24 protein-coding genes are annotated in these 20,738 nt (G+C 43.6%); 14 read left to right on the forward strand and 10 right to left on the reverse strand.

Features of this window, described 5'->3' with window-relative positions; translation table 11 throughout:
- Window positions 1-89: 89 nt before the first annotated feature.
- The 3 genes from MP3633_RS08280 to MP3633_RS08290 all read right to left on the reverse strand — a co-directional run bounded on the left by MP3633_RS08280 (window position 90) and on the right by MP3633_RS08290 (window position 1,667).
- Complete coding sequence (locus MP3633_RS08280) at window positions 90-716, reverse strand: OmpA family protein (protein WP_176335188.1); 627 nt, start codon at window positions 714-716, stop codon at window positions 90-92.
- Window positions 717-835: 119 nt separating this feature from the next.
- Window positions 836-1,258 carry a VOC family protein gene (locus MP3633_RS08285; protein ID WP_112139218.1) on the reverse strand — a complete coding sequence of 141 codons (423 nt, stop codon included), beginning with the start codon at window positions 1,256-1,258 and terminating at the stop codon, window positions 836-838.
- Window positions 1,259-1,349: 91 nt separating this feature from the next.
- Window positions 1,350-1,667 carry a hypothetical protein gene (locus MP3633_RS08290; protein WP_176335189.1) on the reverse strand — a complete coding sequence of 106 codons (318 nt, stop codon included), beginning with the start codon at window positions 1,665-1,667 and terminating at the stop codon, window positions 1,350-1,352.
- Window positions 1,668-1,756: 89 nt separating this feature from the next.
- Here MP3633_RS08290 and MP3633_RS08295 point away from each other — a divergent pair, with 89 nt between their 5' ends.
- Entirely contained in the window at window positions 1,757-2,785 is a 1,029-nt protein-coding gene (locus MP3633_RS08295) for a nucleoid-associated protein (RefSeq protein ID WP_176335190.1), read from the forward strand.
- A gap of 49 nt (window positions 2,786-2,834) precedes the next feature.
- On the opposite strand, the gene MP3633_RS08300 is transcribed toward MP3633_RS08295, so the two are convergent.
- Together MP3633_RS08300 and MP3633_RS08305 are read right to left on the reverse strand one after the other, a co-directional pair.
- Window positions 2,835-3,479 carry an HAD family hydrolase gene (locus MP3633_RS08300; RefSeq protein ID WP_176335191.1) on the reverse strand — a complete coding sequence of 215 codons (645 nt, stop codon included), beginning with the start codon at window positions 3,477-3,479 and terminating at the stop codon, window positions 2,835-2,837.
- Between the two features lie 152 nt (window positions 3,480-3,631).
- Window positions 3,632-3,823, reverse strand: a complete 192-nt coding sequence (locus MP3633_RS08305; protein WP_112139210.1) for a hypothetical protein — start codon at window positions 3,821-3,823, stop codon at window positions 3,632-3,634.
- 144 nt (window positions 3,824-3,967) lie between these two features.
- On the opposite strand from MP3633_RS08305, the gene MP3633_RS08310 reads away from it, so the two are divergent.
- A complete protein-coding gene (locus tag MP3633_RS08310) occupies window positions 3,968-4,450 on the forward strand; it encodes a DUF2947 family protein (RefSeq protein WP_176335192.1) in 483 nt (160 codons plus the stop codon).
- A 60-nt stretch (window positions 4,451-4,510) separates the two neighbouring features.
- Here MP3633_RS08310 and MP3633_RS08315 read toward each other — a convergent pair whose 3' ends face one another.
- Window positions 4,511-5,221, reverse strand: a complete 711-nt coding sequence (locus MP3633_RS08315) for a tRNA-uridine aminocarboxypropyltransferase (protein WP_176335193.1) — start codon at window positions 5,219-5,221, stop codon at window positions 4,511-4,513.
- Between the two features lie 289 nt (window positions 5,222-5,510).
- Between MP3633_RS08315 and MP3633_RS08320 the strand changes: the two genes are divergently transcribed.
- Both MP3633_RS08320 and MP3633_RS08325 read left to right on the forward strand, forming a co-directional pair.
- Window positions 5,511-6,275 carry a DUF1499 domain-containing protein gene (locus MP3633_RS08320; protein WP_176335194.1) on the forward strand — a complete coding sequence of 255 codons (765 nt, stop codon included), beginning with the start codon at window positions 5,511-5,513 and terminating at the stop codon, window positions 6,273-6,275.
- A 67-nt stretch (window positions 6,276-6,342) separates the two neighbouring features.
- Window positions 6,343-6,930, forward strand: a complete 588-nt coding sequence (locus MP3633_RS08325) for a TetR/AcrR family transcriptional regulator (protein ID WP_112139200.1) — start codon at window positions 6,343-6,345, stop codon at window positions 6,928-6,930.
- 5 nt (window positions 6,931-6,935) lie between these two features.
- Here the strand turns inward: MP3633_RS08325 and radD are convergent, their stop codons facing one another.
- Window positions 6,936-8,693: a DNA repair helicase RadD gene (gene radD, locus MP3633_RS08330; RefSeq protein ID WP_176335195.1), complete on the reverse strand. Its 1,758-nt coding sequence runs from the start codon at window positions 8,691-8,693 to the stop codon at window positions 6,936-6,938.
- Window positions 8,694-8,815: 122 nt separating this feature from the next.
- Between radD and MP3633_RS08335 the strand changes: the two genes are divergently transcribed.
- The 10 genes from MP3633_RS08335 (at window position 8,816) to MP3633_RS08380 (ending at window position 18,687) form a co-directional block, all read left to right on the forward strand.
- Window positions 8,816-9,490: a 2OG-Fe(II) oxygenase gene (locus MP3633_RS08335; protein WP_244959911.1), complete on the forward strand. Its 675-nt coding sequence runs from the start codon at window positions 8,816-8,818 to the stop codon at window positions 9,488-9,490.
- A 140-nt stretch (window positions 9,491-9,630) separates the two neighbouring features.
- The gene (gene trhO / locus MP3633_RS08340; protein WP_176335197.1) at window positions 9,631-10,626 is read left to right on the forward strand and encodes an oxygen-dependent tRNA uridine(34) hydroxylase TrhO; all 996 of its coding nucleotides are present in this window, start codon (window positions 9,631-9,633) and stop codon (window positions 10,624-10,626) included.
- 184 nt (window positions 10,627-10,810) lie between these two features.
- Window positions 10,811-13,060 carry a DNA polymerase III subunit gamma/tau gene (gene dnaX, locus MP3633_RS08345; RefSeq protein ID WP_176335198.1) on the forward strand — a complete coding sequence of 750 codons (2,250 nt, stop codon included), beginning with the start codon at window positions 10,811-10,813 and terminating at the stop codon, window positions 13,058-13,060.
- 15 nt (window positions 13,061-13,075) lie between these two features.
- Window positions 13,076-13,402: a YbaB/EbfC family nucleoid-associated protein gene (locus MP3633_RS08350; protein WP_112139190.1), complete on the forward strand. Its 327-nt coding sequence runs from the start codon at window positions 13,076-13,078 to the stop codon at window positions 13,400-13,402.
- Between the two features lie 9 nt (window positions 13,403-13,411).
- A complete protein-coding gene (gene recR, locus MP3633_RS08355; RefSeq protein WP_112139188.1) occupies window positions 13,412-14,005 on the forward strand; it encodes a recombination mediator RecR in 594 nt (197 codons plus the stop codon).
- A gap of 1 nt (window position 14,006) precedes the next feature.
- Window positions 14,007-15,146, forward strand: coding sequence for a ribonuclease D (rnd, locus tag MP3633_RS08360; protein ID WP_176335199.1), 1,140 nt, complete (start codon window positions 14,007-14,009; stop codon window positions 15,144-15,146).
- A gap of 51 nt (window positions 15,147-15,197) precedes the next feature.
- Window positions 15,198-15,491 carry a YcgL domain-containing protein gene (locus MP3633_RS08365; protein WP_112139184.1) on the forward strand — a complete coding sequence of 98 codons (294 nt, stop codon included), beginning with the start codon at window positions 15,198-15,200 and terminating at the stop codon, window positions 15,489-15,491.
- A 17-nt stretch (window positions 15,492-15,508) separates the two neighbouring features.
- The gene (locus MP3633_RS08370; RefSeq protein ID WP_176335200.1) at window positions 15,509-15,988 is read left to right on the forward strand and encodes a YcgN family cysteine cluster protein; all 480 of its coding nucleotides are present in this window, start codon (window positions 15,509-15,511) and stop codon (window positions 15,986-15,988) included.
- Window positions 15,989-16,040: 52 nt separating this feature from the next.
- Complete coding sequence (locus tag MP3633_RS08375) at window positions 16,041-17,912, forward strand: VWA domain-containing protein (protein ID WP_176335201.1); 1,872 nt, start codon at window positions 16,041-16,043, stop codon at window positions 17,910-17,912.
- Window positions 17,905-18,687, forward strand: a complete 783-nt coding sequence (locus tag MP3633_RS08380) for a class II glutamine amidotransferase (RefSeq protein ID WP_176335202.1) — start codon at window positions 17,905-17,907, stop codon at window positions 18,685-18,687. Before MP3633_RS08375 ends, MP3633_RS08380 begins: the two co-directional genes overlap by 8 nt.
- A gap of 230 nt (window positions 18,688-18,917) precedes the next feature.
- Here the strand turns inward: MP3633_RS08380 and MP3633_RS08385 are convergent, their stop codons facing one another.
- The 3 genes from MP3633_RS08385 to MP3633_RS08395 are packed head-to-tail and all read right to left on the reverse strand — an operon-like array spanning window position 18,918 to window position 20,738.
- On the reverse strand, window positions 18,918-19,220 hold the full coding sequence (locus MP3633_RS08385) for a DsrE family protein (protein ID WP_176335203.1): 303 nt from the start codon (window positions 19,218-19,220) through the stop codon (window positions 18,918-18,920).
- A 19-nt stretch (window positions 19,221-19,239) separates the two neighbouring features.
- Window positions 19,240-19,971: an ABC transporter ATP-binding protein gene (locus MP3633_RS08390; RefSeq protein ID WP_176335204.1), complete on the reverse strand. Its 732-nt coding sequence runs from the start codon at window positions 19,969-19,971 to the stop codon at window positions 19,240-19,242.
- A complete protein-coding gene (locus tag MP3633_RS08395) occupies window positions 19,956-20,738 on the reverse strand; it encodes an ABC transporter permease (RefSeq protein WP_112139173.1) in 783 nt (260 codons plus the stop codon). The genes MP3633_RS08390 and MP3633_RS08395 overlap by 16 nt, the downstream gene beginning before the upstream one ends.

The following is a 20,738-nucleotide window of genomic DNA, read 5'->3' on the forward strand; positions in this document are numbered from 1 at the left end:
TACAGTAAAGGCAAGTGTTAAAAAACGGGTGCTATTTAAGCATCCGGTTTTTTAATGTCATTAGCTATTCGTGTTTTGGAGAGCGATAATTAATTTTTGTTTAATGCGGTACTTGTGTTCTGGTCTACGCTATAAATTGTCCATCGCTCGTTAGACAGCTGCTGTTTTGAAAAAACTTCTGCTACTACTCGACGATTTTGTTTTCTGCCAGTGTCTGTATCGTTGCTGGCGATAGGGCGAGTTTCACCATAACCAATACCTTTTACTCTATCTGGTTTGATTCTAAAGCTATCAACAAGTACATCGGCGATTGCTGAGGCGCGTTTTTGAGATAGTGAACGGTTCAGTTCGCTTGAGCCTTTACTATCCGTATGGCCTTCAATGATAACGGTGCTTGCTGGATGATCTTGTAAGAATTTCGCGAGGTCTTTTAGCTCTGAATAGAATCGAGGTTTTATATCGGCTTTACCAGAGTCAAACAATACGTTTAATTCAACAGAGAGTAACTTTGTTATTTGGTTTGGGCAGCCATAGTTGTCAATAGCTGAGCCTTCTGGTGTATCTGGACAGAGATCTCGAGCATCAATAACACCATCTCTATCCGCATCAGCAAGACGAGTCTGTACACTTGAGGCGTATAGGCTTTCTGCGACAGCAAAATCACTTAAGGTAAATAATACCCCTATGAGGCTGATGGTTTTAATGAATGTCTTCATGAAGTGATGAATACTCTTTGTGTTCTACGATTTGTTTAGTTTAAAAAGAATAAGGCAATATTACTATTGCCTTTTTGTAGCTTTGTTTAACGAAGATGGTTTTATGTAACTTTATGTAACTACCAGCTTCCTACGTTTTCCATTGAAGCCCATGGTTCGATAATTTCAAGTGATCCATTTTTTTGGAGAAGTTCGATGGAAATATTGTTAGGGTCTTTAATGAACGCCATGTGTCCGTCACGAGGTGGACGCAATATAGTGACGCCCATAGATTGCAATTTTTCGCAAACTTGATAAATGTCATCAACTTCAAAGGCTAGGTGGCCAAATTGATCACCACTTATGTAACTGCGGTCGCTCCAGTTATGGGTGAGTTCTACCTCTGGGGCGCCTTTTTCCGTTGCATAATAGATCAATGAGAATTGACCTTTTTCACTGTCCATGCGTCTTGTTTGAATTAACCCCAAGCCTTCAGTATAAAACTGATGACTTTCTTCAGGTTTATCCGTTCTTATCATGGCGTGCAGATATCGAATGGACATGATAACTCCTTAATTTAGTTAAACTACGGAGTATTATTGCAGTATCGGCGGAGTAATTCAAAGGAATGAGTAAGAGACTTTTATTATCTACTTATTCTTTCCATACCCATCTCAATGGTTCTCCAAAGTCATCATAGATGACGACTTTCTTAGGTCTCTTTTTAGCAGGAGGCGTGGGTGGCGTTTTGCTGTTTTTTCTTTGTTGAATAGCGGCTACAACGTGGTTTAATGGTGTGCGGTCTTGTTTTGGTTCGTTAAAGCCGATGTGGCTCGTGCTATACTTTCCATCAACTAAACCGGACTCACCCATATTGACTTGTTGGATAGTGCCATTCGCCTTGATAAATTGATCTACCTGAGACTCTAGCTCTTTTCTTGTGTCTTTCTTTGTGGTCTTGGGTTTTATCATAGTGTTTAAGGTGTGGACTATATCCTACTGTAAATCGATGGGTTAAAAATTGATCGCAATTTATCCATATTAAACGTAAGAGGTAGCTGGTGTCTATTAGCAACTTAATTGTGCATGAGATTCAAAAACATGAAGGTGAGCGTAAAGCCATCTTAATCGCACGCCCGAATGAAAATCCTGTTGATGGGCAAGCGGAAGCGCTTTCTGCTCAGGTAACGAATTTATTTAATCGTTCAGGTATGAATACAGGGCGTTTTGTTAATCCGCAAGGAAGTGATGAAGGCGCGCAACTACCGACTTTGCTTTCCAAGCATTTTAAGGACGATACCTTTGTCGATTTTTCAGGGTTTACTAAAGATTGTGCAGCAGAGTATCTGACATACTTAGAGCCTGTTGAGGAAGCTGAAGGTGGTTTGTTGTGGTTTAATCATTATGAGCTGCACGACACGCATTTCTTATACATAGTGATGTTGAAGCGTAAAAAAGGCATTGGACTTAGTGTTGATCTTAGTTTGTCTCAAATAGAACAAATTGAAACAGAAAAGCTGCACATGTCTTTACGTATCAATTTGACGGCTTGGCAAGCCGGTGACGAAGGGCGTTATATCTCGTTTCGTTTTGGCCGTGCTCCTAAGTCCGAAAGTGAATATTTTACTCAGTTTATTGGTTGTGATGAGCCTAAAGTTGCGGCAAAAGAAACGCGTAAACTAGTGGATTTGACCTCTGCGTTTTGTCAATCAGAGGGTTTGCCATCTAAGCAGGCAAATGAATTTAAGAAAGTGGTTTCTGAGCATTGTAAGGCGAAAGCTCAAGATCGTGAACCTTTGGCTATCAAGGACATTGCTTCTCAGGTTGAATCTCGGTTTTCTATAGAGCAGGCGAATAAGTTTTTGGAAATCGCAGACTCTGATAGCTTTAAGATGGAAAAAGAAATTTTTGTCGAAAAAGCCGCACTGAAAAAACTCACACGATTATCTGGAAGTTCACGTGCTCTGACGTTAAGTTTTGATAGTGAGCTTTTGGGAGAGTCGGTGGTATTTGATGCAGACTCTGGAACGCTTGTTATTAAAGAGTTGCCAAAGAGTCTGCTCAAGCAATTGCAGTCTATGTCTAACTAGATTTTCTATTGAATACGCCGCACTACTCAAGTGAGCATCGGAAGGCTTGTTAAAGACCTAATAAGCCTTCAAGTTCTTCCATGGTATTAAAGCACTCTGTCGCGCCAGCGGCAGCTTGTATTTTTGCATCGATAGTTTCACTAAACGCCAGTACTCGCATACCTGCCGCCTTACCTGCCATAATGCCTGCAATAGAATCTTCAATCACTAAGCAATCTTTTGGGTCGACATTCAGTGCTTTTGCGGCTTTTAGGTAGAGATCTGGAGCCGGTTTGCCGTTTTCAACGTCGTCAACGCAAAAGCGTGTGGCAAATCGTTCAGATAATTGGATTTTATCCAATTTGAAGTTCATTTCTTTACGGCGAGCGTTGGTAGCCATCGCGATGGGGGTGGTGATTTTATCGAGCAAATTACGTACGCCGTGAATGGGCTCTAAGCTTGCTTCAATAATGGTGTGGAACTGCTTTCGGTAATCGTCGTCAAAATTTTCAGGTAGGGCTCTACCTAACAATTTTTCGGCGTTGGCGAGGTTTTCTTGATTGGTGAATCCGGTAAATTTTGCATGCAATGTTTCGTCATCAAGTTCAAGGCCATATTGGCTCAGCATGGACTTTAGAATGTTATTTGATATATTTTCCGTGTCGACAATAACGCCATCACAATCAAATATTATTGCTTTGTAAGAGTAAGTCATAGAAAAGATGTTTCGTTATGAGTGAATGATTGATGATAACGAATTTGGTGGGTGTTAAGGAAGGGAGGGGTTTTATTATTTTTCTCCCCTAAAAAAATGCTATTTACGATATACTAGCACCCAACTAATGATGGGTTTTGCTCTTATAGGTTTTAGTTGCTTGCTTGGCCAAGATGCTGTGGACGAGCGCTGATTTTTTTGATTGCTTTTACCGTGGTTTTGAAAAATGCGACAACTGTTTTTACACGGCGAGCGCGCAATTGGCGGCGAGCGTGGTCTTCAACTGTGGTGTCGACGTAACCCCATTTTGCTAAAAGTGCTTCATATTGTTGTTGAGAGTCCATGGTATTCTCCTGCTATGTTTATTTAAAATGTTGTTTTATTACAACAATGCTTATACTAGATAAGCTTGACCGATTGAACAAACGATCCTTTCTCACTTGTTAGATTAGTTTTTTTCATCATTTTGATTTCTTAAGGAAACCGCCTTGTATCAACCGTTAGAATGTTTTTCCAAAAATTGGATTTTTAAGCGAAACGACCCAAAAGTAGAGCCAGAAGATTTGCAAGAAATACGTCTTTTGAGCGAGCAACGAGCCGCCCAAATTTGGCGAGATTATATTAGTGATGAGCAAGTGCATCCGGATCACTTTACCGATAAAGATTGGTTGAAAAAAACCACTGATAAAGCGCCAATTACTAAGCTTCAATGGGAAAAATCATGGGACAGTGATCAGACGTCGCTACCAGATGGTTTCTTGGCACATTTTGATGCTTGGGGTGATGACACCACCGTGTTTTTTTGCTGTCACAACGAGTTGATTTTTGAACTTAAGTGGGGAGTTTTCAAACGTACGTGGAAGACCTTTTTGTTCTTAGATAACGGGCCTGTTTTAGTCGGTAAAAAGAAGAAGCAAGCAGCGCAGTTTCATTCTAACGGTTGGGTAAATTTGTTATTTAGAGAAACCTAAAAGTGGGTTAGAGAGCCGGTTGTTATTTGCACTCTGTTTTGTCTTTTTGGTGATTTACTTTCATATAGGAAGGCTGAGACTCCGTTTTCGACTTGCGAGGCAATGCGCATTGAATGACTGGTAGTAATTAAGCAGCAACTGACTGTGGTCATTGTGCCCTAGTGTGTCGAGTAACATGGCGGTGACTTCGGCGGTGGCAAACTGTATTTGATGGCTTGAATGGCGCACAAGAAAAGAGCGCTTCGCCTCGCTGCTTATTTCAAGATGAGGGATGTCTTTTAGCCACTCGCTTTGATGAAACATCTTGCTTGCTTGTTTCCATGTCCCGTCCAAAATAATAAAAGTATGTTTTACATCGGTTTTGTTTGTCTGTGGGACAAGGCTTCGCTGTTGTCTTTTTTGTATTTGTGCCGTTTGCGTATTTGGAAATAGCAGTGTGCAGTGTCCTTGTCGATTTTTTAGTTGGTTCAATAGTGTTGCTGATGGCTCCGTTCTGCTCCATAGGTATGCTTGTGTGTCGTTGGGAAACAGATCTGCGATGAGTCTTCCACTATTGGTTGGCTTATGTATTTCATCTCGATGAAAAAGTAAGATAAATTCGATAGGGGATGATTGGTTTACTCTAAGATGACAAAAACAGGAAAATTCGGCCATTAGGCAATGTGGACAGCGAATGGCGTTAGACCCTCTGGCTTTGAACGGCCTCATGGATTGCGTTTTACATTCTTCGCGTAATATGTCGACGCAGTGTTTGGTTGGCACTATTTTCATGACTTGAATGCTCTATTTTTCGACGGCGACATTATCGACTTTTTGTCTGTCATGTCTAGAGGGTTTGTTTCTATATTGAAGTTGATATGTTTCGCCGTAGTGTTCCTTAAGCATTGATAAAACGGGATTATAATGATTCAAGTCTAGATCCATGCTGGGTCTTTTTTGTAGAAAACCTTACAGAAATTATGCAAATACAAAGGAATGATTTAAAACGAGCTTCTTGCTTCTGTTCGTTGTCATCAAGTCACGATATGGTTGAGATATTATTTTTCGATATGAGCTGTTTATGAGTCGTTATATCTCTCCGGTTTTATACATTCTTCTGATGTTGGTAGGGTGTGTCGCATTTATATCCATTGCTGGGGTGCGAATTGGGGTTTTTGAGCCATTAACAGGTTTCTCCATGTTACGCAAAAGCGTGTTTGCCTCTTTATTCCTATCTTTTCTTGCTGTGTTGTCATTAGGGCTTTGTCGGAAAGAAAAGAATATTGCGAGTCAGCGTTTTTTCTTTCTCGTATTAATTGTGTCTTTGGTTTACAGCACAATGTGGATTGGGTTTTATTTGCAAAGATCTGGGTTGCCTCAGATTAATGATATTACGACCGATACCGATTCTCCTCCTGCTTATTTGAATGTTAATTTCATTCGAAAGTACAACGAAAATAACCTCAGTTATAATCCTGAATGGGCGGCCATTCAGCATAAGTATTATCCAGAAGTTCTCCCTGTTTATACGAGTAAAAGTAAAGATTTTGTTTATTCGGTCGTCACTGATCTTATCGAAAGTCGTGGCTGGGAAGTGGTTGCAAAGTACTCGCAAGCCGGCATTGTCGAGGCGACGGCTCGTACACCTATTTTCGGTTTTCGCGATGACGTTGTTATTCGTATTACTCAAATAGAACCTGACAAGGTACAAGTGGATATGCGCTCTTGTTCAAGAACCGGTCGCGGTGACTATGGTGTTAATGCGCAACGTATTGAATCCTTTATGTCGGATTTAACTGGCTCCTTGACTCGTTCTTCTATGCCCAATGTAAATTCAGTTCGTTAATTTTCTACTCGTCTTCGAAAATCAGACACGCTAGACTCTCCTTATATCTTACTCAAGGAACGTTCAAGTGAGTCTTCGTCAGCAGCAAAAAGCCAATACCCGATCCAAAATTAAAGCAATCGCTAAGCGCGCCTTTTTAGAACAAGGCATTGAAGCAACCAGTACTCGTTATTTGAGCGAGCAAGCTGGCATTGCGGTCGGTACTCTATTTGTTCACTTTCCCGATAAATTATCCTTAGTAAAAGACATTTTTTTTGATGAGATGGATGTGGCACTTCGTGCTGCGGTTGTTGCTCAAAAAGCCAGTTCATCACCAATGGATTACTTGCAGCAAATGGCGCAAGTGCTGTTTGATTTCTATGATGAGTATGTGGAATTTACTCGACAGGTATTATTGGATAGCTTGGCAAAAGGCGGTTTTCATACGAACCAAATGGCGGTAATTTCAGACGGTATTGTAAAACGATTCAAACAAGTTGGAGTGGATGATAAAACAGCGGGTATTTTTGCTGAGAACATGATATCCAACTACTGGTTTGTATTGTTAAGTGGAGTGCCGAAAGGGGCGTTAGGGGGAGCTGCAATGACGCACTTGGAACGGATGAATCTGCCATTTGAAATGTCTTATCGAAATGCGCTTAAAAATAAAGGCTAGCGTTTCTACTGTAATTCATTGGCCTTTCGATAAGGGCCTTGGTAGTCAAATAGGTGCTCTGTTACTTGCCAATGTTGCTTTTGTTTTTTTGCGATGACGAAATCTGGAGTGGGAAGGTAGGGTAAGAAGGGTTCAACCTCTTCTAGGGTGTCGAATTGAACCGATTGGATGCCATTGGCGATGCGGCGGCCGAAAAGATCATTAAAAGCCTGTCGTGACTTCTTGTAGTTAAAGCGAAACGTCTCAGAAAGCGTTAATCCATCTTCATCGTGATAGGTGATTTTGATGCTTTTGTCTTTTACATCGATCTCCGGCGTAATGTCAGAGCAACGCAATACCTTGTTGTTTTTTAGGTTTAGCGCACTTCTTAATAAATCGTCAGGATCGATGAGCTTTTCTGAACAGTGTTGGCACTGTCTTGCTGCAATGTCATTTTCTTCATTGCAATAGGGGCAGCATTTAAAGCGAAAGCGATACGAGCATTGCACTTCACCTTCAGTGGTTTCTACTAGCCCGTGACAGCGGCGTCCAAAATGTTCAATGATATTACCTTCGGCGTCTTTTCTTCCCCAAAAGGTGTTGGCAAAATCACATTCAGGGCAATGTATTTGCACGGCGACTGAATCTTGAGTGGGGCGTTTTTCGCCAATCTCCGGTTGGAATATATTATAGCCATTATTGGTGTAATCCAGAATCAAACAGTCTTTTTTACCTGGGCTTAATCGTAGGCCGCGACCGACAATTTGTTGGAATAAACTGATGGATTGAGTTGGCCGTAAAATAGCGATTACGTCTACGTGGGGCGCATCAAACCCCGTAGTTAGCACAGAGACATTCACGAGAAATTTTATTTCTCTGGCCTTAAAATTTGCTATTAACGCGTCGCGCTGTTTGATTTTAGTCTTGCCCGTAATAAGGGCGGTTTGTTCTTCTGGTAAGTAGCTGGCAATTTCTTTGGCGTGATCGATTGTCGCCGCGAAAATCATTACACCTTGTCTATCTTGGCTGAGCTGAAGGATTTGCTCAGCCACAGCTTTGGTGACGCGAGGGTGTTTGTGGATTAGCTCGTTTAACGCGATATCATCGGTGTTTTGTTCGCCGTCTAAGCTTTCTGTGAGAAGGCTGAAGTCATAGTGAGCAATGGCAGCATCATAGTGAATCGGTGGTGTTAAATAGCCTTTTTTTACCATATGTTGCAGGGGTAATTCAAAAATGCATTTTTTAAAAATAGAGTCTGTGCATTGGCGAGTGTAACCATGGTAATGACGATGATAAATCCAGCCGCTTCCTAGTCGATACGGTGTTGCCGTTAAACCAAGGATTTTAACCTTAGGGTTGAGCGTCTTAAAGTGCTCGATGGTTTTGTTGTATTGGCCACTTTCTTCCATACTGACCCGGTGGCATTCATCAATGATGATTAGACTCACTGGTTCATCGAAGGCGGTGAGGCTTGCAGAAATGGATTGAATGCTGGCAAAGGTCGTTTTTGCTGAACTGGTTTTTTGGCTTAAACCGGCGGAAAAAATACCAGCGGAAGAACCTGTGGCAAGAAACTTAGCGTGATTTTGTTCTACCAGTTCTTTAACGTGAGCAAGGCAAATGACTCGCCCCTTTGCAAGGCGGCTCAACTCTGCAATAACAAGGCTTTTACCCGCGCCAGTAGGAAGAACAATAACAGCAGGATCGTCGCTGCTGCGAAAGTGAGCGAGAGACGCCTCAACGGCTTGGTTTTGATAGTCTCGTAATACGAACGGTTGGCTCATCTTATTTTAAATCTATGTGGCGAAATCTTGATGTGTTGGCGTTGTGGCTACAGTATCATAGCGCCCGTGGCAATTTTGCCTTTTTAAAAGTGATTAATCTATCTATGTCTACCGATGTCTTTATGACTAACCATCTTTATGTGGAAAATTCGATCCCAGCGTTTAGTCGTGAAGCGCCTTTCTCCAATGTATTGACAGATTTACAGACAAAAGGCTGGAGTGTTCAGGATGACTTTTTTTCAACGGATTTTACTCAGGCTTTGATGGATGAAGTGGAGAATATTCACATCGCCTACATGCAGCAAGCAGGTGTAGGGCGAAAGCAAGATCATCAAGTGGTTCTAGACACTCGCCGTGATTATATTCAATGGATCGACCCGGACAAACCGATTAAAAAAGATTTCTTGAAGATGATGGAAGATTTGCGTGTCGCGCTTAATCGTCGATTGTTTTTGGGCTTGTTTGATTATGAGGCGCATTTTGCTCGTTATGAAACCGGCGCTTTTTATGAAAAGCACATAGATGCCTTTAAAGGTGAAAGTAACCGTATTTTATCGACTGTCTTGTATTTGAACGAAGGTTGGCAAGAAGGAGAGGGGGGTGAGTTGGTTATCTACGATGAGAACGACCCAACGATTGAAATAGGGCGTTTCTATCCTAAAAAGGGGCGTTTGGCGGTTTTTTTGAGTGAGTGTTTTTATCATGAGGTTGTTGTGGCCAATCGAACTCGCCACAGTATTGCGGGTTGGTTTCGCATTAATAACACCACCAGTATGACGCTTGATCCAGATCAATAAAACAATATGTTTGTTTTTAATCCACATGATGTATCAGGTTTTTATAGTAATAGTCTCGAAAAGGTCGTTGTAAATCTCTATAATGCGCGCCTTGTTTAATTGCTCTGGTTTTACGTTCCAGATCGCATAGGAGAAAGAATATGTCTAACGTCGTTGTTTGTGCCCTTTATAAATTTGTTGAACTGCCTCATTTCGAGTCCATTCGCGAACCGCTTCAAAAAACATTAGAAGATAATGCTATTCGTGGCACTTTATTATTGGCAAGCGAAGGCATTAACGGCACCGTGGCAGGGCCTCGTGAAGGTATTGATGCTTTATTGGCGTGGTTGGATCTGCAACCCGGCCTAGACAATATTGTTTCCAAAGAATCTTATGACGAAAGCATGCCGTTCTACCGCACCAAAGTGAAACTTAAAAAAGAAATCGTCACCATGGGTGTTGAAGGTATTGACCCTAAACGCGTGGTAGGTACGTATGTTAAACCAAGCGAATGGAATGCGTTGATTTCTGATCCCGATGTGGTTTTGGTCGATACGCGTAATGATTACGAAGTGCAAATCGGTACATTCAAAAATGCAGTTAACCCTAAAACTGATACGTTCCGCGAATTTCCTACCTATGTAAAAGAAAACCTAGACCCTGCTAAGCACAAAAAAGTTGCCATGTTCTGCACTGGCGGTATTCGCTGTGAAAAATCCACGGCGTACATGTTGGAGCAGGGTTTTGATGAGGTTTACCATCTTGAAGGTGGCATCTTGAAATACTTGGAAGAGGTGCCGAAAGAAGACACTATGTGGGAAGGCGAATGTTTTGTGTTTGATAATCGCGTTTCTGTCAACCACGACTTAGAAAAAGGCGAATACGACCAATGTCATGCTTGTCGTATGCCAATCACGGAAGCCGAAAAGCAAGACGAACGCTATGTCCAGGGCGTGAGTTGTGTGCATTGTTTTGATAAGTTTACCGACGAGCAGCGCCAGCGTTTTATCGAGCGTGAGCACCAAGTTCAACTTGCGCGTTCTCGTGGTGAAGAGCATATCGGTGCGGAAGTGTTTGACGCTGTTGAGAAACATCGTGTCGAAAAAGCCTTGGAAAAAGAGCGTCAGCGTAAGGTACATGAAGCCAAAACGAGCTAGTCTGCTTGGCATTCGCCCGACTGCGTTGGGCGAATTTTTGTTCTAAATACAAGCTATTGATCTTTATAGTGAAGTTTTTTGTTATTTCTCCCCATTACCTGTCGTACAGTAGACTAAGAGTGGTTTCGAAATGCTTCGGACTGCCGTACAATAAAAAATCGCTTTTTATCAGCCAGTATCCATCATGAGTTATCAAGTTTTAGCACGTAAATGGCGCCCACAAAATTTTCTTGAAATGGCTGGGCAAGACCATGTACTCCAAGCGTTGGTCAATGCTTTGCGCCAACAGCGTTTACATCATGCCTATTTGTTTACCGGAACACGTGGTGTTGGTAAAACCACCATTGCCCGTATTTTTGCTAAATGCTTGAACTGTGAAACCAATGGAATCTCACCCGAACCTTGCGGTACATGCGACAGTTGCCGTGAGATTACGGAAGGTCGTTTTATTGATCTTATCGAAGTTGATGCGGCCTCTCGTACTAAAGTAGAAGATACCCGTGAGTTATTAGAAAATGTGCAGTACGCGCCGACTCGTGGCCGCTTTAAAGTCTACCTGATAGACGAAGTGCACATGCTGTCCACTCACTCCTTCAATGCCTTATTAAAAACACTTGAAGAGCCGCCAGAACACGTTAAATTTTTATTGGCGACAACCGACCCGCAAAAACTCCCTGTCACTGTGTTATCCCGTTGTTTGCAATTCAATCTTAAAAACATGACACCACAGCGCGTGGTCGATTATTTGCAAACTGTGCTTAATGCAGAGAAGGTCAATTTTGATCAGCCCGCGCTATGGCAAATAGGTCAAGCGGCTAATGGCAGTATGCGTGATGCGTTGAGTTTGACGGATCAGGCGATTGCATTTGGTAATGGCACTATTTCTGAATCTGGTGTGACGGCTATGTTGGGCCTGATTAACCAAGCCCAGGTGTTGGATTTATTGGAAGTGGTTGCCTCTAAAAATGCCGCACAAGTACTGTCTCTCATAGAACAACTTGCTGATTATCAACCTGATTTCACTGCGATTTGTGGCAGTTTATTGGACACCTTGCATCGCGTAGCGATAGAGCAACAGGTGCCGGGCGCTCTGGCTGATCAGCTTGGAGATTTGGCTAGAATTCAAACTATTGCTGCCAATGTAAGCTCTGAAGAAATACAAGTTATGTATCAGAGTTTGTTGATTGGCCGTCGTGATTTATACCTAGCGCATTCAGCCCGTGCTGGTTTTGAAATGCTGATGTTAAGGTTAATTGCCTTCCGTCCCACGCCACCTATGGTGATAAGCCATGGCGCACCGGCAGCAATCCAAACAGCGCCGGAAGTTGACGCCTCGCCGCAAGCCACAACAGAAAAAAAAACACCCGACGATGAGTCAGTAGGCGTTGCCGTCGATGACCTTATAGAAACGCCATCGACATCCATAATGCCGGCGACACCGACAACAGTAATAGACAAGAAAGAAACGCTCGCGTCTGCTGTCGCGGAACATCCACCTTGGGAAGACGCACCAGAGGTTTCTCTTACTGAGGCGCCATCTTCTTTTGAGGCTGAGAGTATTGAACCGCTGGCGGCTGAGGTGAATGAGTCAATCATCCCAATCACGTCGGAGGATACTAAATTAGCTGAAGCCGTGCAGTCACAAGAAGCCGTGCCGTTAAAAGAAACAACACCGCTACAAGTGATAGAAGCATTAGAGCAAGTTTCACCGCTAACAGAAGAAAAATCGATTGCTAGTGAGCCAGAGCCGATTCTATCATCGGAGCAAAACAATAAGCCGTTCGTCGTCGCGGAAGCTGAGTATTTAGACGCGGCGACAGACGAGGATGATGAGGACGAAGAAGAAGCCGAAGAGCGAGAAATTGCAGATATTATTAATCCCTTTAATCCAGCAGCAGACTTAGTTGATGCATTAGGGGCGGAACCTATTGCGTCACCCGAGATCGAAGAAAACAAAGAGCCTGACACGCGGTTGTCAAAAGTCCCTGATACTATAGCGCAACCCGCATTAGCCATGCCGATGCCTGCGTTAAGTCACTATAATGAATTGACCATGAAGTTGTGGTGGCTGGTGGCGCCGCGTTTATCTTTGACGGGATTGGTGCAGAATATTTTAATGAATTCCAGCTTAGTGGATGCCAGTGATCAAGGCATTCGCTTGGAAGTGCCTTTGGAATATGGGCACATGCTCAATCAAGTGCGCTACGAGCAAGTGCAAGGGGCACTAAGCGATTTCTTCGCTATGTCTGTGCCTTTGATCATAGATACGGTGGAAGACACCAGTGGTGTTACGGCAGAGGAATTTGCGGCGAGTAAACGCGCGGAAGCATTGCAGGTCGCCATCGAACATTTAAATTCACATCCAGTTGTGCAGGCGCTATCGGCTACGATGGGCGCACAGTTGGTTTACGATACAGTTAAAGTTAAAGCTTAATTTGGAGAGAAAATTATGTTTAAAGGTGGTATGGGTAACATGATGCGCCAAGCGCAGCAAATGCAAGAAAACATGCAAAAGGCACAAGAAGAAGTTGCCAATATGGAAGTTGAAGGTCAAGCGGGTGCTGGTCTTGTGAAAATTGTCATGACAGGCCGTCATGATGTAAAGCGTGTGTCTATTGATGACTCTTTGTTCGCGGATGACAAAGAAATGCTAGAAGACTTAATTGCCGCTGCGGTTAACGATGCGGTGCGTAATATTGAAGTGAGTCAAAAAGAAAAAATGGAATCTGCAACGGCGGGTATGTCCTTGCCACCAGGTTTCAAAATGCCGTTCTAGGAGCTTGCTTTGTTCAGTCCCTTAATAAAAGAGTTAATTGAGTCATTGCGCTGTTTGCCGGGCGTGGGTCCAAGATCGGCTCAGAAAATGGCGCTGTATTTATTGGAACGTGGTCATCAAGGGGCCGATAGACTGGCGAATTCATTGCGTGAAGCGCTCGACAAAGTCGGGCGTTGTTCAAGTTGTCGTACATTGACGGAAGAGTCAGAGTGTCAACTTTGCCGAGATCCCGAGCGCGACGCTAAGCGCCTGTGTATTGTTGAAACGCCAGCGGATGTTGTGGCAATTGAGTCGGCGGGTACTTACACAGGACGTTACTTTGTTTTATTAGGGCACTTGTCACCGATTGATGGCATTGGTCCTGAAGAGTTGGGCTTAGATCGTCTTGAAGCCTTAGTACAGCATAACGAAGTAGAAGAGGCGATTATTGCCACTAACTCGACGGTAGAAGGTGAAGCCACTTGTCACTATATCGCCGAGAAATTAAAAACATTGAACATCAACGTCAGTCGAATTGCTCATGGAGTTCCTATGGGTGGTGAACTGGAATACGTGGATGGGAATACTCTGGCGTTGGCGCTAGAGGGACGGAAGAAACTCTAGTATGAATGATCAAGATGATGCTCTGAATATTATTTGGGTTGCGGATAACGACTCGCTGGCGACATGGTGTGATTACTGGGCGCAGTTGCCAGTCATTGCGGTTGACACGGAATTTATTCGCCGCACGACCTATTTTCCTATTACGGGGCTCATTCAAATTAGTGAAGGCGATAAAGCCGTGCTAATTGATCCATTGAGTATCGACGAATGGGAACCGCTTCGAACCTTAATGGTGAACCCTTCTGTGATGAAGGTGTTTCACGCGTGTTCTGAAGATCTCGATGTATTTGATCGTTTATTGGGCGTATTACCAATACCGTTTTACGACACTCAGATCGGTGAAGCCTATGCGAGCGCCCAATGGTCGCTGAGTTACGTGAAGCTGATTCATGAATATTTGCAGATCGAAGTCGCAAAAGACGAAACGCGTTCGGATTGGGTTCAACGTCCATTGACCGATGCACAAAAACGTTATGCGGCGCTAGACGTTGTGTACTTGGCAAAAATGTATCCAATGCAAATTGCCCGCTTAGAAGAAAAAAACATGCTTGAGTGGGTGTTGGAAGACTGTGAGTCGCTGAAGTGGCAATATCAGATGAATTCTGACCCTGAGCAGAATTGGGCTGGTATTAAAACGGCGTGGCGTTTGTCTCCAGCCGGTTTAACACTGTTGAGATTGTTGTTTATTTGGCGTGATGAACAAGCTCGCAAAGAAGACGTTCCTAAAGGTCAAATATTAAAAGATCGTACATTATGGTCTTTGGCGAATACCTTACCGACTCATCATAAAGCGGTTTCTGAGGCAGAAGAACTGACTGGACGTCAACATCGTTTATACGGTGAGGTGATCTTACAAAATGTCGCTTTGGTAAACGAATTGTCTGCGGATGAGTACCAGTTGCCGTTGGATGTGCCGTTGCCTTCTCAAGCGGGAGATTTAACCAAATCGATTAAGTCTTTTGTTCGCGAACAATCTGAAACATTAAAGATTGCGCCAGAAGCCATGATGAAGCGTAAACTGTTAGATCCTTTAGTGCGACACTTGTTTGATGGTAGTCCTGTGGACTGGCAGAACCCCGCCATAAAAGGGTGGCGACGAGACGTTATTGTTGACCCCATATTAAATACGTTTAAAAAATAGAAAAAATTAAAAAAAGTCCTAAGATGGCGCAAAACTAGTTAAGAGAAATTTATGAAACAGCATTTAATCGTACAAGTATTTCGCTCTTCAAAACATGACGGGATGTATTTGTATGTAGAGAAAAGCCTAGGTCTTAAGGACATTCCTGAAGAGCTAATGACACGCTTTGGAAAGGGGATTAGCGCAATGGTCATGCTTTTAACAGCAGAAAGTAAGCTGGCGAGAGCGAACCCTGAAAATGTGATTAAAGGCATTCGGGAAAAAGGCTTTTACTTGCAGCTACCGCCAGTAAAAGAAGAGTATCTGTTGGATTTGTATAAAACTCCGACACAAGCTGTTTATTAACTACTCGGGTTCAGATAATGATTGCAAAGCGTTACGAACCTTTTTGGAAAACCACGCCATTGGAGAAAATGTCTCCTGTAGAGTGGGAATCTATTTGCGATGGTTGTGGAAAATGTTGTCTTCAAAAGTTGCAGGATGATGATACAGAAGAGGTTTTTTATACCAACCTTTCTTGTCATCAGCTGAATGCTGCAAGTTGCCAATGTAAGGTATATGAGACTCGAAAAACGGAAGTACCGAGCTGTATTACGTTAACACCGAATCAAATTGATGAGTTTCAATGGTTACCAGATACTTGCAGTTATCGCGTTTTACACGAAACGAAAGCGTTGCCAAATTGGCACCCTTTGGTGGTTGGTAGTAACAAAGAAATGCTTCGACAAGGATTGACGGTTCGACACTATGCCGTAAACGAGCAAACAGTTGACGAAGAAGAATGGGAAACCCATATTATCAAGTGGGTACATGGTACACCCGAACCGTATGATATAACTTAGTTGCGGTGAATGGTCGCTAATTTCAGCAAAGTAGTTCAAGGAGTTCGCAAACGTGAAGTGGTTGAAAATAAATACTGTGTTGTTATCGGCTGTATTGTCCTTTTGGGCGCCGTTGAGTCAGGCGGACACTCAATTCCGCGTTATTGTGGATGCTTCTGGCAGTATGCTGATCAGTGATCCTGATAAGCTCACTTCGGAAGCGCTCCGTCTTATATCAAATCTCGCCCCTGAAGAAGAAGCGACCTTAGGCATTTGGTTGTTTGGTGAAGAGCCTCGTGTGCTGTTGCCAGAATCTATCGTCAACAAAGCCACAAAGTCTAAATTAGCCAGCTATGTAAACAGCTACGTCACGCAGGATGTGAAAACCGACCTAGAAGCCATTATTAAACTCTTGCTGGACACACCGGACTCAGGAAACTTAGCGCCTGAATTTAACCGCCACTGGATTCTGGTGACGGACGGTATGGTTGACATTAGTTTGGATGAGGTGGTGAACAAAGCCTCTCGTGATCGTATTTTAAATGAGTTAATGGCTAGGTTAGAAGAGCGAGACATTCATCTTCATACAGTGTCTATGACAGGTTATACCGATAAAGACCTACTTGAATCTCTTTCGCTAAGAACCGATGCGACTCATACAGAAGTCGCCATTCCAGAAGATTTACTCGATACCTTTGATCGAATTTTTACGCAGGCATCACCTTCTGATGAATTGCCGTTTGATGGCAATCAATTTGTTGTTGATGATGCAATTGATGAGCTAACGTTAGTGGTATTTCATGAAGATGGCGTACAACCGCACGTCGTTAAGCCAGATGGTTCACTTTTGTCTCTGGTTAATGATCGTAATGCTTCCGTTGCGGCATCGGACCATTACACACTAATCACAGTGCGTATGCCGGATGCTGGTGTGTGGCAAGTCAATAATGTGGACCTTGAGCGTAGCAGCATTAGGGTGATTACCAACCTAAGCTCCCAAGCTACTAAAATTGCTCCCATTGTATTTGTGAATGAACCTATTTATTCAACCGTTGGTTTGTTCCAAAAAAACGTGATCATTAAAGATGATAATATTCTGAATTTGGTGACGGTAAAGCAAACCTTAATACGGTTGAGTGGAGAGCAAAAAGAAACGATTTTGTCCCACGATATGACTCAAACCAATGGACAGTTTAAGCAGCGCTTAGAAGGTATTGTTGAACCGGGTAACTATGAATTAGTGAGTCTGTTGGATGGCAAAACATTTTCGCGGCAGCTCAGCCAATATTTTACCGTGCATCCTGCTATCGACTTTAAAGGCACAAACCCAGGCGGTAATTTAATTGCTTTTTCTGCCCATCCAGTCAACCTGAAACTGAATGTATCACGTTCAAATATAAAGCTTGAGTTTACCTACAACAATGGCACGACTGAAACAGAAGAGATGCAATTGGTTGGCCAAGGTTATTGGGAAAAAATTATTCCAGTGTCCGCGGACGACAATGTGAAAGTTCGAGCTAAGCTCATTGGCATGACCCAAACTGGATTGCGTTTCGACTATTGGACACCCTTTTGGCACTTTAACCGGAAAGGGGATGAAGCGCCGACGGTAGGATTGGACGATGTTGATCCTACTAGCATGTTATTAATGTCGATCCCTTCATCCAACAGAGATTTGATGCCAGTCATGGTTCTTCCTGCGGTCTCGGTGGTTAATGAAGTGGAAGAAGATGGTGAGCTGTCTTCTGAAACTGATGCCGCTGACATTCAAACGTCAGATGTTGTTAAGGCCGTTGAAAAGACAGATAGCTTGTCAAAAACAGAATGGATGATGTACATAGGCTTAAATCTAGGCGGTATTTTGATTATCGCCGCTGGTATATTCTTATATCGACGTATGCAAAAAAACAAATCCCTTAAGAGTGATGATACAGACGATGTGTGAGTTATTGGGCATGAGTGCCAATGTGCCAACCGATATTTGCTTTAGTTTTTCTGGTTTACGCGCTCGTGGTGGGCGCACTGGTCCTCATAAAGATGGCTGGGGGATGGCAATGTATCGTGATACTAATGTGTGGACACTGCATGACCCAAGCCCTAGTGCAGACTCAGACATAGCGGAAGTAATCAGTAATACATCATTAAAGTGTGACATCGTCATTAGCCATATTCGACAAGCCAACGTAGGCGCAGTGTGTTTGTTAAATACGCATCCATTTAGCCGCTTATTGTGGGATAAAACCTGGTCTTACGCGCACAATGGACAACTAGAAGATGCAAACGCACTGCCAATCACACTGTATCATCCACTAGGTAACACCGATTCTGAACGGGCTTTTTGCTGGATCATTGAACAGCTTCAAGCGCGCTTGGGCGAAAGCGAACCATCACTGGACGAAATATCAACCATACTGTCTGAATTAGCCTTACAACTAAAGAGTCGTGGCGTGTTCAACATGATGCTGTCCGACGGTGTGCGTTTATATTGTTTCTGTACCACCAAATTGCATTGGATCACCCGGCGTGCGCCGTTCAAAAAAGCCACCTTATCAGACGAAGACGTCATTATTGATTTCAAAGAAGTCACCACAGACAAAGACGTCGTCACCGTTATCGCCACACAACCTTTGACCCATGATGAGACTTGGCAACAAATGGAAGAAGGTGAATTGTGTGTGTTTGAAGGTGGTGAAGTGGTTTGCCAGATCAAAGCGAACTAATACAAAAGGTGAGAGTAATAAATCACTCAGTCTCTTCCACTTTTTCAATGGAAGACGGAAGGTGAAGCAATAAATCACTCAGTTTCTTCCCCTTTCTTCAAGGGGAAGACGGAAGGTGAAGCAATAAATCACTCAGTTTCTTCCCCTTTCTTTAAGGGGAAGACGGAAGATGGGGTTCCCCCTCGAATTAACAAACACCAAAGTAGTTTACTAGGCGATTGAAAAACAGCTTAGGCGCGAATGTAAGACCAACCTTTTGCTTGCTGATGAGCAAGGTACTGAACCGCTGCGTCGACTTGCCTAACCTGAGGTTGAGCGGAAAGTGTTTGAGCTTGCAGACTATTACGACAAATTACCAATCGACTTAAAATATCCTCGTCATTTAAAGTGACAGCCAACGCCGTCGCAGGACCATTGACGACGATTTCCACTTGGGCATCAGATTCCAATTTAAGCAAATTACGAGCGTTATTCTGAGCTCGTTTCAAAGCATCCACTGTTGGCGCATGGATCAACAACTGAGTAACAGCCATAACTGTATCCTTTTAAAAATTAAAGTGCGTTTGCAATGTCTTGAGCTAATTTTTGCAATGCGTCTGTGCCGCGACGACGCGGACGAGGCAGGTCTATGTGTTTGTCTAACACTATGTTCGCAGGCGAGCCAGACAGCACCACGACACGGTCTGCCAAATATATCGCTTCTTCAATGTCATGGGTAATAAACATCACCGCTTTGCGAGTCTGTTCCCAGATCGCCAATAACTGATCTTGTAAATGTTGACGGGTGATGGCGTCTACCGCACTGAAAGGTTCATCCATTAATAACAAGTGAGGCTGGACCGCCAATGCTCTGGCAATGCCGCCACGCTGAACTTGCCCACCAGACAATTGGTGTGGCCAACGCTCGGCCAACTCTTCAAGTCTAGCCAGTTTCAGCACCTCATCCACGCGGGCGCGTTTCTCATCTGCCGTCAATTTAAGCCCTTTTAGGCCGTAAGCCACATTGCTACGCAATCGACGCCAAGGCATTAAACGACCATCCTGAAACACAACCCCACGAGAGCGTCGAGTATCATCTTCTTCAACATGAAGAGAGATGTTGCCATGACTTGCCGTCGCTAGACCTGCAACACAACGCAACAGAGTCGATTTGCCAACACCAGAGCCACCCACGACCGCGATGAACTCACCGTCTTCCATTCGAAGATTCAAATCAGCAAAAACTGGCTCTGGATTGTTATCATAGTGATAACTTAAGTCTTCAATATTTAGGATGGGCGCCATGTTAACACTCGCTTTTCAATGAAACCAAATAGGGTATCGCTCAGGGTGTAAACCAGAGAAATAATCAGCATGTAAACCACCACCACTTCGTAAGCACCTACGCCAGCGGCTGAATTCATCTCTTGTCCCATACCTGGAACGCCCAACAACTCAGCGGCGATTAACGTCATCCAAGCTTGACCGATTCCGGTTCGCATGCCTGAGAAAATACCCGTTGCCGCTCCCGGTAAAGTCACTTGAAGCGCCTGACGTAAATGCCCATTCTGACCAAAAGCACGCGCTAACTCATAAAAACGAGAATCCACGTTGCGTACAGCAGAATAGGTCGCAAAGTAGTTTACCCAGAACACGCCTATAGCAATAACAAAGGCGGCTCCGGCATGGCTGACTTTGAACCAAGCAATGGCAAAGACGACCCAAGCCAAAGGAGGGATGGGTCGAAGAATTCGTGCTAACCAAGCGTGTAACGCGTCTAGCAAGGAGGAGGAGGCTGCCAATGTACCGACTAAGAAACCAAGAAAAGTCCCAATCGCCAAGCCCCAAGCGTAGTGAATCAAACTAGAAAGAACCGCTGGCATCAAACGCTCGGATGTCCACTCATCGGCCAATGCTTGTGGCAATCTAAATGGGTCTGGTATGGTGCCTGCTGCTGCCCAACCTGCTGATTGGGCGTATTTCCAGAGCATGACAAACGCCGCCACACCGATGATTCCCAGTAAAGCACGTCCTAATCGGGTACGTGTTAAAGGATGAGCCTGTGATGCCAT

Source organism: Marinomonas primoryensis, from assembly GCF_013372285.1.
GTDB classification, from domain to species: domain Bacteria; phylum Pseudomonadota; class Gammaproteobacteria; order Pseudomonadales; family Marinomonadaceae; genus Marinomonas; species Marinomonas primoryensis.

Bases quoted from the DNA above. Each gene is read 5' to 3' on its own strand.
- MP3633_RS08280 (WP_176335188.1), bottom strand. From the start codon at position 716: ATGAAGACATTCATTAAAACCATCAGCCTCATAGGGGTATTATTTACC.
- MP3633_RS08285 (WP_112139218.1), bottom strand. From the start codon at position 1,258: ATGTCCATTCGATATCTGCACGCCATGATAAGAACGGATAAACCTGAA.
- MP3633_RS08290 (WP_176335189.1), bottom strand. From the start codon at position 1,667: ATGATAAAACCCAAGACCACAAAGAAAGACACAAGAAAAGAGCTAGAG.
- MP3633_RS08300 (WP_176335191.1), bottom strand. From the start codon at position 3,479: ATGACTTACTCTTACAAAGCAATAATATTTGATTGTGATGGCGTTATT.
- MP3633_RS08305 (WP_112139210.1), bottom strand. From the start codon at position 3,823: ATGGACTCTCAACAACAATATGAAGCACTTTTAGCAAAATGGGGTTAC.
- MP3633_RS08315 (WP_176335193.1), bottom strand. From the start codon at position 5,221: ATGAAAATAGTGCCAACCAAACACTGCGTCGACATATTACGCGAAGAA.
- MP3633_RS08320 (WP_176335194.1), top strand. From the start codon at position 5,511: ATGAGTCGTTATATCTCTCCGGTTTTATACATTCTTCTGATGTTGGTA.
- radD (WP_176335195.1), bottom strand. From the start codon at position 8,693: ATGAGCCAACCGTTCGTATTACGAGACTATCAAAACCAAGCCGTTGAG.
- MP3633_RS08335 (WP_244959911.1), top strand. From the start codon at position 8,816: ATGACTAACCATCTTTATGTGGAAAATTCGATCCCAGCGTTTAGTCGT.
- trhO (WP_176335197.1), top strand. From the start codon at position 9,631: ATGTCTAACGTCGTTGTTTGTGCCCTTTATAAATTTGTTGAACTGCCT.
- dnaX (WP_176335198.1), top strand. From the start codon at position 10,811: ATGAGTTATCAAGTTTTAGCACGTAAATGGCGCCCACAAAATTTTCTT.
- MP3633_RS08350 (WP_112139190.1), top strand. From the start codon at position 13,076: ATGTTTAAAGGTGGTATGGGTAACATGATGCGCCAAGCGCAGCAAATG.
- rnd (WP_176335199.1), top strand. From the start codon at position 14,007: ATGAATGATCAAGATGATGCTCTGAATATTATTTGGGTTGCGGATAAC.
- MP3633_RS08365 (WP_112139184.1), top strand. From the start codon at position 15,198: ATGAAACAGCATTTAATCGTACAAGTATTTCGCTCTTCAAAACATGAC.
- MP3633_RS08370 (WP_176335200.1), top strand. From the start codon at position 15,509: ATGATTGCAAAGCGTTACGAACCTTTTTGGAAAACCACGCCATTGGAG.
- MP3633_RS08380 (WP_176335202.1), top strand. From the start codon at position 17,905: ATGTGTGAGTTATTGGGCATGAGTGCCAATGTGCCAACCGATATTTGC.
- MP3633_RS08385 (WP_176335203.1), bottom strand. From the start codon at position 19,220: ATGGCTGTTACTCAGTTGTTGATCCATGCGCCAACAGTGGATGCTTTG.
- MP3633_RS08390 (WP_176335204.1), bottom strand. From the start codon at position 19,971: ATGGCGCCCATCCTAAATATTGAAGACTTAAGTTATCACTATGATAAC.
- MP3633_RS08395 (WP_112139173.1), bottom strand. From the start codon at position 20,738: ATGGCATCACAGGCTCATCCTTTAACACGTACCCGATTAGGACGTGCT.